Raw genomic sequence first — 14049 nt, forward strand, 5'->3', positions numbered from 1 at the left:
TTTTACCGCATCGCCTCGAAGACGGCGAGGGTCTGCCGTGTAGCTACTACGTTGTGGACGCGGACGATCGATGCGCCACGGCGCACGGCCTCGACCGCCAGCCAGGCCGATGCCGGATCGCGATCCGAGGGTTTTTCGAGGCAAGTCAGCCGGCCGATGAAGCTCTTGCGGGAACAGCCGATCAATACGGGGTAACCCGCATGGGCCAGAAGCTCCGTACCCGCGATCAAGGCCAGTTCCTCCTCGACCTTCTTGCCGAAGCCCAGACCAGGATCAAGAGCGATAGCCTGGCGGTCGACGCCCGCCACCTCACAGGCCGCAGCGCGATCGACCAGGAAGCGCCGGACATCCTCGACGACGTCTTGATAGGCCGGCCCGGCATAGCGCTCCTCCGGTCTTCCCCGCCGGTGCATCAGGATCACCGCTGCCTTGCGCCGTACGACCAGGGGCAGCATGGCCGGGTCGTCACGTAGTGCGGAGACGTCGTTCACAATCCGCGCGCCGGCCGCCAGGCCCGCTTCGGCGACCAGCGAACGACGCGTGTCGAGGGAGACGATGGCGCCCTGCCGCACCAAGCCTTCGACGACGGGAAGAACCCGGCGGCATTCCTCCTCGGGCGAGACGGCGGCCGAGCCGGGCCGCGTCGACTCGCCGCCGACGTCGAGGATGTCGGCTCCCTCCGCCACAAAGCGCAGGCCATCATCGATGGCCCGCGCCGGGTCGAAGCGTTCACCGCCGTCGGAAAAGGAGTCGGGCGTCACGTTCACGATCGCCATCACGAGAGGGCGATCGAGCGCGAGGCCCGCGAAGCGTCGCGTCAAACGCCCGGCTGCGGCTCGGGGTTGGCACCCGGCGCCGGGCCGGTGGTGGTGGTCGGAACCGAGGCGCGGCGGCGGCGATCGGAGGTGCCGGCACCGCCCGTGTCGTCGCGTACGACCTTCTCGCCGCGCAGGATCGTGCCGATCTCGTCGTTGCTCAGCGTCTCGTACTCGAGCAAGGCCCTGGCGATCATATGCAGGTCCTCGAGGCGCTCGGTCAGGATCGTCCGCGCCCGGCCTTCGGCTTCCTCGATCAGGCGGCGAACCTCCTGGTCGATCAGCTGCGACGTCGCCTCGGAGACGTTCTGCGTCTGCGTGACGGCATGGCCCAGGAAGACCTCCTGCTCGTTCGCCTGGTAGCGCACGCGGCCAAGCTTCTCGGACATGCCGTAGGCAGTGATCATGCCACGCGCCGTCTGCGTCGCGACCTGGATGTCGCTGGCGGCGCCGGTCGTGACGTTCTCCGGCCCGAACACCAGCTCCTCGGCCAGGCGGCCGCCGAACATGATGGCCAGCCGCGACTCCAGGTACTGCTTGGTGTGGCTCAGATGGTCGCGCTCGGGGAGCTGCATGGTGACGCCCAGCGCGCGACCGCGCGGGATGATCGTCACCTTGTGCAGCGGATCGCTCTTGGGAACATGCATGGCGACCAGCGCATGACCCGCCTCATGATAGGCCGTGAGCGTCTTTTCCTCGTCGGTCATCGCCATAGAGCGACGCTCGGTCCCCATCAGGACCTTGTCCTTGGCGTACTCGAAGTCGCCCATGGTCACCAGGCGCTTGCCGACGCGCGCGGCGCGCAGGGCGGCCTCGTTCACGAGGTTGGCCAGATCGGCGCCGGAGAAACCCGGCGTACCACGGGCCAGCACCCTCGGATCGACGTCCGGCGCCAGCGGCACCTTGCGCATGTGCACCTTGAGGATCTTCTCGCGGCCGCCCACGTCGGGGTTCGGCACCATGACCTGGCGGTCGAAACGGCCCGGACGCAGCAGGGCGGGATCGAGCACGTCGGGACGGTTGGTGGCGGCAATCAGGATGACGCCCTCGTTCGCCTCGAAGCCGTCCATCTCGACCAGCAACTGATTCAGCGTCTGCTCGCGCTCGTCGTTGCCGCCGCCGAGGCCGGCGCCACGATGGCGGCCGACGGCGTCGATTTCGTCGATGAACACGATGCAGGGAGCGTTCTTCTTGGCCTGCTCGAACATGTCGCGCACGCGGCTGGCGCCGACGCCGACGAACATTTCGACGAAGTCGGAACCCGAGATCGTGAAGAACGGCACGTTGGCCTCGCCGGCGATAGCGCGCGCCAGCAGCGTCTTACCGGTACCCGGAGGACCGACGAGCAAGCAGCCCTTGGGGATCTTGCCGCCCAGACGCTGGAATTTCTGCGGGTCCTTCAGGAAGTCGACGATCTCCTCGAGTTCGCCCTTGGCCTCGTCGATGCCCGCGACGTCGTCGAAGGTGACGCGGCCGTGCTTCTCGGTGAGCAGGCGCGCCTTCGACTTGCCGAAGCCCATGGCGCGGCCGGTACCGCTCTGCATCTGGCGCAGGAAGAAGATGTAGACGCCGACCAGGACGAGGACGGGAAGCCAGCTCACGAAGATGCTGCCGAGGTTCATGCCCTCTTCCGCCGGTCCCGCATCGACGCGATCGACGTTCTTGATAAGCATCGGCATCAGCTGGTCGTCGGGCGGCGTGCTGGGCGCGTAGGTGGAGAACTTCTGCACGCCATTGCGAGGCTCGCGGAAGGTGCCGTTGATCGTATTGCCCTGGATGCGGACATCCTGGATCTGCCGCTGTTCGACCGCGCGAACGAATTCCGAGTACGAGATCGTGTTGCCGGGAGTCCGCGTCGCCCCACCCTGGAAGACGCTGTAGAGCAGCGCGAGCAGCAGGACGATGACGATCCAGAGGGCAGCGTTGCGATTGAACGGGTTCACTGATGGCTTCCGTTAAGTGGGGCTACGATCAAGATGGGTTGCGGCCGCAGGGTAGCAAGCGAAAAATGCAGCCGGAATCAAGGGCTGCCTTCCTCTCCTGCCATTTTCGGGTCGGACAATCCACTCAAGCTGCCGCGAGCCGGCGGCTTGCCGAAGGCAGAACTGGCACCCTGACAGGGTAAAATCCTGCCCGCGGCCCGATTTGCCGCGCTCGGGCGTTCCGGAAAGTCGGGCCACCGCCCGCTCCAGACGCTCGCGCCGCGGCGGATGATCGCCGCCGCCCAAAGCCTGCACGACGCGGCTCGCCAGCCTGCGGCGAAGATCGAGGGGCAGGCGCTCTATGGCCGAACGGTCGATCGCGATGCTGCCGTCCTCACGCGCCTGGAGCAGCGGCACGCCGGCGCGGGCCGTCTGCAGCTCGTGGCCAGACCTCACACCATCTGCAACCGGCAAGCCGACCGCAACCGTCCGCGCGCGGCGCAGACGCGCCCGCTCGAAGCGCAGATCGCTGTTGGAGGGATCGTCGATCCAGGCGATGCCGCGCGAGCCGAGCGTGGCGGTCAGGCGCACACGAGGCACCGGGAGCAGCGGTCGCAGGAGACGAACCTCGGGCCATTCGACCAGCGCCGCCATGCCGGCGAGCCCGTCCGGCCCGCTCGCCCGCGCTGCCCGCATCGCGATCGTTTCGGCCTGGTCGTCTGCGTGGTGCGCCACGAGGAGGTGGAGGATGCCGCGCTCGTGGCAGACCTCTCGCAGCAGCCGGTACCGGGCGCCGCGCGCTGCCTCCTGCAGACCGGCCGATGGCTTGGCACCCGTCCACCGCCGGATGAGGCTCTCGATACCCAGGCTTTCCAGCAGGCGCGCCGTGGCCAGGGCTTCCCCCGCCGCCTCGGGTCGTAGGCCGTGATCGACGATCAGCGCGACGATACGGCCGCCCCGCGTACTCGCCCATTCATGCGCCAGCAGGGCGAGGCTGAGAGAATCGCGACCGCCGGAGACGGCGACACCCAGTTCGGGGCATGTCTCGAAGGGTTCGAACGGCGCCATCAGGCACGCGAAGGTCGCCCCGTCGACGGGTCCCGGCTCGGCGAGCTCGCTCACCCGCAGCCGTTCTTCTGCCGCTCCTGTTCGATCCGGCGCTTCTGCAGGTCGGTCGCCCGCGGATAGTCCTGGTTGAAGCGCGCGAACACGGCGCAAGCGTCCGGCTTGCGGCCCAGCACGGACATGGTGATGCCGAGCTTCAGGAGGTTGTCGGGCCCCTTCGGACTGGTCTTGTAGACCTTGTAGCCCTCGGCAAAGGCCGTGAGGGCGCTGTTGTAGTCGCGACGCGCGTAATAGGTCTCGCCAAGCCAGTATTGCGCATTGCCGGCGAGCTTGTTCTGCGGGTTGCGCTGAATGAAGGTCTTGAAGCCTCGTTCGGCGGCGGCGTAGTCGCCTTCCTGCAGCTTCTTGATGGCCTCGTCGTAGAGTTGGTCCGCATTGGCCGCACCCGCTGCGGGTGTCGGCGCAGGGGCCGCAGCCTGCGCCGCCGGTTTGGGGGCGGCGCCTCCGGGGCGACCGGCCCCGCCCTTCTCGAGCTGCTCGATGCGGTACTCGTAGTCTGTCTGCATCTTCTCCATCTGCTGCTGCAGCTTCGCATTGCGATTCTGCAGCTGCTCGAGCTGGCCAGTCAGGTTGGTGAGCGACTGCTGGAGCTGATTGAACCGGTCTTCGAGGTAGACCGCATCTCCCCCACGCTGCGCTACGGCCGCCGTGGGCAGGGCGAGGGCAATCAGGAGGACGAGCCGGGCGGGAAGGATCTTCATGGCCAACGCTTTGTTCACATCAAACGCGGCCATTTTCAGGCATGGCCGCCTCGCTTCCAAATGAAAACGCCGGTCGCATCACGACCGGCGTTTCCCGTATGCGCCTCGTGCGAGGCGATACTACTCCAAGGCCGTCACGGCGCGACGGTTGCGCGCCCAAGCCGCCTCGTCGGAGCCGACCGGATCCGGACGCTCCTTGCCGTAGCTGACGGTCTTGAGGCGCGCGGCCGGGATGCCCTGCGCGATCAGGTACTGGCGCGCGGCGTTGGCGCGGCGCTCGCCGAGGGCCAGGTTGTACTCACGCGTGCCGCGCTCGTCGCAATGGCCTTCGATGGTGATCTGGTAATTGCCGTACTTCTTCAGCCACTCGGCCTGGCGGTTCAGGGTCTGGCGGCCGTCCTCGCGCACGGTGGAGGAGTCGGTGTCGAAGAAGACTCGGTCGCCGACATTCTGCCGGAAATCGCCAACCGATCCGGGCGTCACGGACGTGGTCGCAGCGGAAGCCGTCTGCGTGTCGTTGTTGTTGCTGCAGGCGGCGATGAGAAACACCGCTGCAAGGGCCGACAAAGCCTTGATCATGCTCATCTTTGGATCCACTCCCTGACGGAATCGACCCGGGCGAGGGCTACGCACGGGTCGACAAAAAAGATCATATATTTCGCTACTGCGGAATCAAGGGCGACCAGGCCGGATCCGATGCATCGGTCGGCGTCGGCACCTGTCGCTCGAAGCGGCCGGTGATATCGATCTGATGCAGCGAAGCCGAACCAGCGCGGCCGCCCGAGCTCGGTTGACCACGGAAAAACATCAGCACGCGGCCGTTGGGCGCCCAGGTCGGGCCTTCGACGAGGAAGCCGCTCGCCAGCATGCGCTCGCCGCTGCCGTCCGAGCGCATCACGCCGATGCCGAACCCGCCCGAACCGATCTTGGTGAAGGCGATGAAATCGCCACGCGGCGACCAGACCGGGGTGGCATAGCGGCCGTCGCCGAAGCTGATGCGCCGCTCGCCGCCGCCGCCCGCGCTCATCACATAGAGCTGCTGCGCGCCGCCACGGTCGGAGTTGAACACGATCTGCGAGCCGTCGGCCGAGAAGCACGGCGAGGTATCGATGGCCGGTGAGTTGGTTAGGCGGCGGAGCTGCCGGCCGCGCACATCCATCTCGTAGAGGTTCGTCCGGCCGTTCTCGGCGATGCTCATGACCACCTTCGTGCCGTCCGGCGAGAAGCGCGGGGCGAAGCTCATGCCCGGGAAGTTGCCCAGGAGCTCGCGGCGGCCGCTGTCGACATTCTGCAGGTAGACGCGCGGCGGGCCGTTGTTCTCGCCATAGGCCATGTAGACGATTTCCTGCAGCGTCGGCGAGAAGCGCGGCGTCAGCGCAATCGTCTTGCCGTCGGTCAGGTAGCGGTTGTTGGCGCCGTCCTGGTCCATGACGGCGATACGCTTGGTCCGGTTGTTGCCCGGGCCGGTCTCGGACACGTAGGCGATGCGGGTGTCGAAATAGCCCTCCTCGCCGGTCACGCGCTTGTAGATCGCGTCGGAGATGATGTGCGAAAGGCGCCGCCAGTTGTTGGGCTGGCTGGTGAAGGACAGGCCCGTCGCCTGCTGGCTCGTGACCACGTCCCAAAGACGGAAGTCGACCTTGATGCTGCCGCCCACCGAGGTGACCTGGCCGACGACCAGACCCGCGGCGCCGACGCTGCGCCAGTCGGGGAAGCGCGGCGGCGTGGTCGCATCGACATCCTTCTGGATGTAGGCGCTGGACGGGATCACCCGGAACAGGCCGGAATTCTGGAGATTGTTGCGGATCACGCCCGCCATCTGGGCGCCCACCGGATCGCCCTTGAAATCGACGATGGCGATCGGCACCGGCTCGAAGCTGGGCCGCGTCATGTCGATGGTGAGCTGAGCGCGCGCGGAACTCGCGATGCCGGCGGTGGCGAGCGCCACGCCGCCCAGCAGGGTCGTCCGTCGGGGAAGCATCATGTCGGACCTCTTCATTTGAAGGTTTCTATTAAGGCGTCGGTCACTAATAGTCGCGTGGATCGAAATTGAACGTGATCGTTTTCCAACTCGTGAACTTCTCCGGCGAGAGCGGCCACGGCTGACAACGCGGATTCATGATCGCGCGATGCGCCGCGTCGGCGGCGGCACGAAAGACCGGGTCGCTGTTGTAGCGTCCGGTGTCGCGCAGTTCAGCTCTTACCGGCGTGCCGTTCTGATTCATCTCGACGGTCAGCGAAATGATCATAGCTTGGTCACGAGAGCCGCCCTGGGTATTCCAGCAGGGGCGGATCTTCTGGCGTACGCCCTCGATCTCGCTCGCGGTGACGACGGCGGCAAGGTTCGGCGCCGCGGGCGCCTGCCGCGTCACCTGCTGCACCGGCTTCGGGCTCTGCTCCGGGGTGTGGATCTTCTGCGTCGACTGCTTGTTCTTCAGAATGTCGTCGATCATCGAATCGACGCTCTGCTTGGGCGGCGCGGGCTTGGGCGGTGGCGGCTTGGGCGGCTCGGGCTTCTTGGCCTCGGGCGTGGGCTTGGGCGGCTCCGGCGGCTTCTCGACCTTCGGCTTCTCCGGCTCCTTGGGCTTCAACGCCACCAGATCCTCGACCGGCTTGGCGGCCTCCGTCTTGGGCTTCTCCTCCGGCTTGGGCGGCGCCGGCGGCTTGGGCGGTTCGGCGACCTCGGGCGGCTTCGGAGTGGGCGGCGATGGCGGCGGCTCGGCCGACTGCACGGGCGGCGCCTTGGTCGTCTCCTGGGCGATCGGGGCGTCCTTGGGCTGCGGCGGCAGCGTGGCCACGGTCGGCGCCCCCGCCTTCTTGTCGATCGCCTCGAACTCGACCATCACCGGCTCGGGTTCCATCGGCGGCGTGTGGCCGAAGAAGTCGAGATTGAGCACAGCCGCCCCCAGCACGAAGACGTGCACCATCGCCGACACGATGGCCGGTGTGCGCATCTCGACGCTGGCGGGATGGCGACGCACCATCTTCCTCTTCGTGTCCGATCTCTCAGCGCCGCGGAGTCGGCGCCGCGGGTTGCGGTTGAGCCGGCGCCTGCGGGGCGCGCGGCGCGGTCTGGCCGGGCGCGGCCGGCGTCACGGTCCCGCGTCCGAGCGCCTGCGCCTGTTCGCCGAGCAGGCCGAGCTGGCGGAAGCCGCTGTCGATCACGACACCCATGACCTCCATCATCTTCCCGTAGTCGACGCTCTTGTCGCCGCGCATGAAGACCCTCTGGTCGGGCTTCTCCTCGTGCACCGCCTTCAGCTTCGCGCCGAGTTCGGCGATGTCGTACTTGGTCTCCCCGAGGAAGACCTCGCCCTGGGAGTTTACCGACACCACCATCGGCTCGTCCTTGCCGCCGACCTGCTGCGCGCTGGTCTTCGGCAGGTCGACCGGGACGCCGACCTGGAGCAGCGGCGCCGTCACCATGAAGATGATCAGCAACACCAGCATGACGTCGACCAGTGGCGTCACGTTGATATCGGCGATCGGCGAATAGCTCCGTCGCTTGAACTTGCTGCCCGAAGAGTTCGCGCCGGGCGCCGGTATGACGCCCGACATCAGACTTGTTCCTCGAGCTGACGCGACAGGATGGTGATGAACTCACCGGCGAAGGCCTCGAGCTGTTGGGCGTAGCGAGAGACCTGGCCTGACAGGATGTTGTAGGCGGCGGCCGCGGGAATGGCGGCAACCAGGCCGATCGCGGTGGCGAACAGCGCCTCGGAGATGCCGGGCGCCACGACCGCCAGCGAGGTGTTCTTGGACTGCGCGATGTGGCTGAAGCTGTTCATGATGCCCCAGACCGTGCCGAACAGACCGACGAAGGTGGCGTTGGCGCCGACCGTGGCCAGGAAGCCCAGGCGCTTCTCGATCCCTTCCATCTCGCGCTGGATGGTGACGCCCATGACCTGCTCGATGCGCTGGCGCAGCGCCGCGCGGGCCGTGGCGCTGGAAGCGAGCCCCTTGGAAATGGAGCGGCGCCATTCGCGCATGGCGGCGGCGAAGATGCTCGACATCGGATCGTCGGGCTTGGCGCCGACGCGGTCGTAGAGGTCCTCGAGCGAGACGCCGGACCAGAACGTGTCCTCGAACGACTGGGCGCTGCGCTTCAGCGAGCGGAGCCGGAGAACCTTTTCGAAGATGATCGCCCACGACCAGAACGAGGCCAGCATGAGCAGGATCATGATGGCCTTGACGACCCAGTCGGCCTGCATGAACAGGCCGTATACGGACATGTCAATCGTCCCCGTGCCGCCGCCGAGGGGGGCTCCGGCGACCTGCGCTAGCGCGTCCATTTATGTTCTCCGTTGGTTCAAGAGGGTTGTATCCGAATATGGCGTGAGCGGGGCGATCCGCTCGCAGCTACCTGGGCCAGGGCAGTCCGCACGAGCGGCGGCAATCGGACAGGCCGACCGCCCTCGCCCATGCAGGCGACGACGAGTTCGGCTCGAACCAGGATCTCTTCATTGCGGCGCGCATGCTGAATCATGTCGAGCGATGCGCCGCGCAACTCACCGCAGCCGGTGACGATCTCGATCGTGTCGTCCAGCCGGGCCGGCTTGAGGTAGTCGATGGCGCAGCGGCGCACCACCCAGTTGATGCCGCGCTCCTCGCGCAACGACGTATGCTGCTGCCCAAGCAAGCGGAGCAGTTCCGTGCGGCCCCGCTCAAGGAAGCGCAGCCAGTTGGCGTAGTAGACGATGCCGGCGGCGTCGGTGTCCTCGTAGTAGACCCTCAGCGGCAACACGTGACTGCCGTCATGGAGCCGGCCGGAAGTGGGCAAGCTGCTCACGCCTCCTCCGCCGGGCCGCCCGCGGACAACAGGTCGAGTTGCTGCTTCTGCCCCGTCGGCATCGCCAGGCCGAGATGCCGGTATCCGCCCTCCGACAGCAGGCGGCCGCGCGGTGTGCGCATCAACAGGCCGAGCTGCATCAGATAGGGTTCGATCACGTCTTCAATGACGTCCCGCTGTTCTGCCAATGCAGCGGCAAGGGTCTCGGCGCCCACCGGCCCGCCGCCGTAATTCTCGGCGATGCAGGCGAGGTAGCGGCGGTCCATGGCGTCGAGCCCTCGCCCGTCGACTTCCAGCCGCGTCAGTGCCGCATCGGCGACCTGGGAGGTGACTTCGACATCCCCGGCGACCGCCGCAAAGTCGCGCACCCGGCGCAGCAGGCGGTTGGCGACGCGCGGTGTCCCGCGTGACCTTTTGGCGATCTCGGCACTGCCATCTGGCGCCAGCGTCATCTTGAGCACGCGGGCGGCGCGCTGCACGATCGTCTCGAGCTCGGCCGGTGTATAGAACACCATGCGCAGCGGGATGCCGAAGCGCTCGCGCAACGGCCGCGTCATGAGGCCGGACCGCGTCGTGGCGCCAACCAGGGTGAAGGGCGGCAGCTCGATGCGGACCGAGCGCGCAGCCGGGCCCTCGCCGATCATCAGGTCGAGCTGGAAATCCTCCATCGCGGGATAGAGAACCTCCTCGATTGCAGGATTGAGACGGTGGATCTCGTCAATGAACAGCACATCGTGTGCCTGTAAATTCGTGAGCTGCGCGGCGAGGTCGCCGGCCTTCTGAATCACCGGCCCCGAGGTCGCCCGGAAACCCACCCCCATCTCGCGCGCCACGATCTGCGCCATCGTCGTCTTGCCGAGGCCCGGCGGCCCGTGCAGCAGGACGTGATCCAGCGCCTCGCCCCGCCCCTTGGCGGCGGCAATGAAGATCTTGAGGTTCTCGCGGACCTGCTTCTGGCCGATGAAATCGTCGAGCGTCTGCGGGCGCAGCGCCAGCTCGGCGGCGTCTTCCTCAGAGCGCTTCGGCGTCACCAGGCGGTCAGGAGCGGCGTTCATCGTGCGAGATCCTGGAGGCCGGCACGAATGACGGCATCGAGCCCGGCCCCGTCACCCAACCGCTGGGTCGCTCGGGCCACCGCCCCGAACGCTTCGACCCGCTTGTAGCCGAGATTGACCAGGGCGGAGACCGCATCCTCGTTGATCGATCCGGCCGGACTCGCCGCCTCCGCTGATCTGCCCTCCTGGGCGGGTGATGGCGCGATACCAAAGGCGGCCGCCTTGTCCTTCAGTTCGGTGACCAGTCGCGCGGCCAGCTTCGGACCGACGCCGGGGGGGCGGCTCAGGGTCGACCGATCCTGGGCGGCGATGGCGCGGGCGATCTCGTCGGGCGACAGGGTCGACAGGATCGACAGCGCCACGCGGGCGCCCACACCCTGCACGGTCGTCAGGATGCGGAACCAGTCTCGTTCCCGGGCGTCGAGGAAGCCGTACAGCGCAATGGCATCCTCGCGCACGATCGTCTCGACCAGCATGGTGGCCGGCCCGCCCACGGACAGGTCGCGCAAGGTACGCGCCGAGGCCGAGACGAGATAGCCGACGCCGCCGACGTCGATGACGGCGCTGTCGGTGTCGACGGAGTCGACCAGACCCTTCAGCTTGGCGATCACAGCGCGGCCTCGATGCGTCGCGCCGTGGCGCGGTGATGGGCGTGGCAGATCGCGACCGCGAGCGCGTCGGCGGCGTCCTGCTTGGCATCGACACCGGGCAGCAGCCGACCGACCATCATGGCGATCTGGTTCTTGTCGGCATGACCGGTTCCAACGACCGACTTCTTCACGAGGTTGGTCGCGTACTCGTAGACCGACAGGCCGGCTCGCGCCGGCGCCAGCATGACGACGCCACGGGCCTGACCGAGCTTCAGGGTGGAGCCTGGATTGACGTTCACGAAGGTCTCCTCGACCGCTGCCTCGGCGGGCCGCTGCACTTCGAGAACGCGCGAAACGCCTTCGAACAAGTCCCTCAGACGCTCCGCCAGCGTGCCCGTCGTCGCGACCTTGACGACTCCGTGGGCCACGTGGCGCAGCCGGTTACCCTCGACCTCGATCACGCCCCAGCCGGTCAATCGGAGACCGGGGTCGAGGCCGATCAGTCTCATCGCACCCGGCTCAGGCCGCGAACTTCGCCAGAGCGTCGTCCGACACCTCGAAGTTGGCGTAGACGTTCTGGACGTCGTCGTTGTCTTCGAGCGCCGAGATGAGGTCGAGCAGCGTCTGCACCGTCTCGCCTTCGATCGGCGCGCCGGTCCTGGGACGCCAGGTGAGCTTGGCGACGCTGGGCTGGCCCAACGACTTTTCCAGCGCCTCGCGTACGACGTTGAAGCTGTCCTGAGCGCAATAGATCTCGTGGACCGCCTCCTCGCCCTCGCCGCTCACCACGTCGTCGGCGCCGGCTTCGATCGCCTTCTCCAGCACGTCGTCGGCGCTGCCGACGGACAGCGGGTAGCGGAACTCACCCAGGCGGTCGAACATGAAGGACACGCTGTTGGACTCACCCAGGTTTCCGCCATGCTTCGAGAAGATCGACCGGACCTCGCCCGCGGTTCGGTTGCGGTTGTTGGTCAGCGCCTCGACGATCACGGCGACGCCGGCCGGGCCATAGCCCTCGTAGCGGACCTCGTCATAGTTCGCGTCCGCATCGGGTCCCGAGCCGCGCTTGATCGCGCGATCGATCGTGTCGCGGGTCATGTTGGCGTCGCGCGCGGCGATCACGGCCGCCCGCAGACGCGGGTTGGACGCCGGATCGGCGGCGCCCAGCCGGGCCGCAGTCGTGATTTCGCGGATCAGCTTGGTGAAAATCTTGGCCCGCACGGCGTCCTGACGCCCTTTGCGGTGCATGATGTTCTTGAACTGGGAATGCCCCGCCATTGCCAACAACCAGATTAGGTAACCGGAAGAGCCGCCTATACCACTTCTCGTGGGCTTTGGCAGGCTGCTGAGGCCTCCAGAGGCCCTCAAGACAAAAAAAGGCGGGGGCCGAAGCCCCCGCTAAATAACGTCGGAACCTTGATTCCGACGCCCCCTCTAACCTGGAAGACAGTCGCCGATGCGGCGAAAAACCGTTTAACATCAAAAGGATGCCGCTTTTTCCCCAGCCCGTCAACGACCCTCTTCGGCCACCGCTAATAGCTATGAGGCGGGCCCGGCGGATACAAGATGCGGGAAGTCAGATCGCCGGAGCCAGCCGGCCCCCGGTCCTGACCGGCCGGATGGACTTCGCCAGCCCGGTCCGGTCGTCGGTTTCCACCACCGCCGCGCACAAGGTCCCCTCCCCTTCGGCCGGCGACAGGCGCTCGCCTGGCATTTTGCGGACGAATCGCTGGATCGCGACCTCCTTCTTCATGCCAATCACGCTGTCATAGTCGCCGCACATGCCGACGTCGGTCTGGTAGGCCGTGCCGCCGGGCAGCACCCAGCCGTCGGCCGTTGGGACATGACTGTGGGTGCCCAGCACCGCCGACACACGGCCGTCGCAATAGTGACCGATCGACTGCTTCTCGCTGGTCGCCTCGCCATGGACGTCGACCAGGATCAACTGGGCGCCGTGGCCTAGAGCGTACTTCGAAAGCTCGGCATCGAGGGCGCGGAAGGGATCGTCGAGCGCGTCCATGAACAGCCGGCACATGACGTTGATCACGACGACCTTCTGGCCGCGCAATGTCTGGAAGAGGTTGGCGCCCCATCCGGGCGTTCCGGGCGGGAAATTGATCGGCCGCAGCAGACGCTTGTCTTGGGCGATGTAGGGGATGATCTCGCGCTGATCCCAGGCATGGTTGCCGGTGGTGATGCAGTCGACACCGGCTTCATGCAGCTCGGCGCAGATCTTGGCCGTGATGCCGAAGCCGGCCGCTGCGTTCTCACCGTTGACCACGACGAAATCGAGCCCCAGCTCACGGCGCAGCCGCGGGACCTCCTTGATGACCGCATCGCGGCCGGCGCGGCCGACGATGTCGCCGCAAAACATGATCTTCATGCGTCAGACAAAGGCGCAAGCGCGCCGGTCGGTCAACAGCCAATCGAGCCGCTGGTCGTCGGCGCCGTGCGGCACCTCCGGCACGAGCTGCAGGTCGAAGCCGACACCGACCGCCGTCACCTTGCGTCGTTTGCGCAGGTCTTCGAGCGTACGGTCGTAGAACCCGCCGCCATATCCCAGCCGCCAGCCCTCGGCGTCGCAGGCCAGCAGCGGCACCAGCAGGGCGTCGGGCTCGAGCGTCTCGCAGCGCGAAGAGGGCTGCAGCGTGCCGAACACGCCGGATTCCAGAGGTTCACCGGGCCGCCACGCGCGAAACGACAGCCGCTGGCCGCGCCCCTGCACCACCGGGAGCGCCACCCGGCAGCCCTCTGCGTGCAGATGGGTCATCAAGGGCCGGATATCGATTTCGTCCTTGATCGGCCAGAAGCCAGAGACAACGCTTGGCAATTCGATCGGGCGCTCGAGGCGAAAGCACGCGAGCAAGGCCTCGGCTGCCGCCTCGCGATCGCTCTTTCCGAGGGCCTGCCGGCGGGCCAGCATCGTGGCGCGAAGTGCGCGTTTGCTGTCGATCAGGGTCATGCCGGCAAGGGAAACAAGTGGGGCGGCTCCACGATGGGCCGTGGCTCGTAGAACCTCCAAGGCCTGCGTAAGCAGGTGGGCGTCGTGTGG

At 67.0% G+C, this 14049-nt stretch carries 16 protein-coding genes; all 16 read right to left on the reverse strand.

What is annotated here, in order from left to right; translation table 11 throughout:
- Positions 1-2: 2 nt before the first annotated feature.
- The gene (gene folP / locus ACO07I_RS06210; protein ID WP_422015383.1) at positions 3-776 is read right to left on the reverse strand and encodes a dihydropteroate synthase; all 774 of its coding nucleotides are present in this window, start codon (positions 774-776) and stop codon (positions 3-5) included.
- A 41-nt stretch (positions 777-817) separates the two neighbouring features.
- Positions 818-2758, reverse strand: coding sequence for an ATP-dependent zinc metalloprotease FtsH (ftsH, locus tag ACO07I_RS06215; protein ID WP_422015385.1), 1941 nt, complete (start codon positions 2756-2758; stop codon positions 818-820).
- 12 nt (positions 2759-2770) lie between these two features.
- Positions 2771-3859 (reverse strand): tRNA lysidine(34) synthetase TilS, encoded by a 1089-nt coding sequence (tilS, locus tag ACO07I_RS06220; protein ID WP_422015387.1) that lies wholly within the window; start codon positions 3857-3859, stop codon positions 2771-2773.
- Positions 3856-4563, reverse strand: a complete 708-nt coding sequence (gene ybgF, locus ACO07I_RS06225; protein WP_422015389.1) for a tol-pal system protein YbgF — start codon at positions 4561-4563, stop codon at positions 3856-3858. Before ybgF ends, tilS begins: the two co-directional genes overlap by 4 nt.
- 120 nt (positions 4564-4683) lie before the next feature.
- Complete coding sequence (gene pal, locus ACO07I_RS06230) at positions 4684-5148, reverse strand: peptidoglycan-associated lipoprotein Pal (RefSeq protein ID WP_422015391.1); 465 nt, start codon at positions 5146-5148, stop codon at positions 4684-4686.
- Between the two features lie 76 nt (positions 5149-5224).
- Entirely contained in the window at positions 5225-6547 is a 1323-nt protein-coding gene (gene tolB, locus ACO07I_RS06235; protein ID WP_422015393.1) for a Tol-Pal system beta propeller repeat protein TolB, read from the reverse strand.
- 43 nt (positions 6548-6590) lie between these two features.
- Positions 6591-7547, reverse strand: coding sequence for a hypothetical protein (locus ACO07I_RS06240; RefSeq protein WP_422015395.1), 957 nt, complete (start codon positions 7545-7547; stop codon positions 6591-6593).
- Positions 7548-7569: 22 nt separating this feature from the next.
- Positions 7570-8121 (reverse strand): protein TolR, encoded by a 552-nt coding sequence (tolR, locus tag ACO07I_RS06245; RefSeq protein WP_422015397.1) that lies wholly within the window; start codon positions 8119-8121, stop codon positions 7570-7572.
- Positions 8121-8795 (reverse strand): protein TolQ, encoded by a 675-nt coding sequence (tolQ, locus tag ACO07I_RS06250; RefSeq protein WP_422015399.1) that lies wholly within the window; start codon positions 8793-8795, stop codon positions 8121-8123. Before tolQ ends, tolR begins: the two co-directional genes overlap by 1 nt.
- Positions 8796-8872: 77 nt before the next feature.
- A complete protein-coding gene (gene ybgC, locus ACO07I_RS06255) occupies positions 8873-9352 on the reverse strand; it encodes a tol-pal system-associated acyl-CoA thioesterase (RefSeq protein ID WP_422015401.1) in 480 nt (159 codons plus the stop codon).
- Positions 9349-10407, reverse strand: a complete 1059-nt coding sequence (gene ruvB, locus ACO07I_RS06260; RefSeq protein ID WP_422015403.1) for a Holliday junction branch migration DNA helicase RuvB — start codon at positions 10405-10407, stop codon at positions 9349-9351. Before ruvB ends, ybgC begins: the two co-directional genes overlap by 4 nt.
- Positions 10404-11018, reverse strand: coding sequence for a Holliday junction branch migration protein RuvA (ruvA, locus tag ACO07I_RS06265; protein WP_422015405.1), 615 nt, complete (start codon positions 11016-11018; stop codon positions 10404-10406). The genes ruvB and ruvA overlap by 4 nt, the downstream gene beginning before the upstream one ends.
- Positions 11015-11506 (reverse strand): crossover junction endodeoxyribonuclease RuvC, encoded by a 492-nt coding sequence (gene ruvC, locus ACO07I_RS06270; protein ID WP_422015407.1) that lies wholly within the window; start codon positions 11504-11506, stop codon positions 11015-11017. The genes ruvA and ruvC overlap by 4 nt, the downstream gene beginning before the upstream one ends.
- A 10-nt stretch (positions 11507-11516) precedes the next feature.
- The gene (locus tag ACO07I_RS06275) at positions 11517-12275 is read right to left on the reverse strand and encodes a YebC/PmpR family DNA-binding transcriptional regulator (RefSeq protein WP_422015409.1); all 759 of its coding nucleotides are present in this window, start codon (positions 12273-12275) and stop codon (positions 11517-11519) included.
- Between the two features lie 298 nt (positions 12276-12573).
- Entirely contained in the window at positions 12574-13380 is an 807-nt protein-coding gene (locus ACO07I_RS06280) for a TIGR00282 family metallophosphoesterase (protein WP_422015411.1), read from the reverse strand.
- A gap of 3 nt (positions 13381-13383) precedes the next feature.
- Entirely contained in the window at positions 13384-13959 is a 576-nt protein-coding gene (locus ACO07I_RS06285) for a 5-formyltetrahydrofolate cyclo-ligase (RefSeq protein WP_422015413.1), read from the reverse strand.
- Positions 13960-14049: the final 90 nt, after the last annotated feature.

It is taken from the genome of Reyranella sp., assembly GCF_965227665.1.
Taxonomy (GTDB): Bacteria; Pseudomonadota; Alphaproteobacteria; order Reyranellales; family Reyranellaceae; genus Reyranella.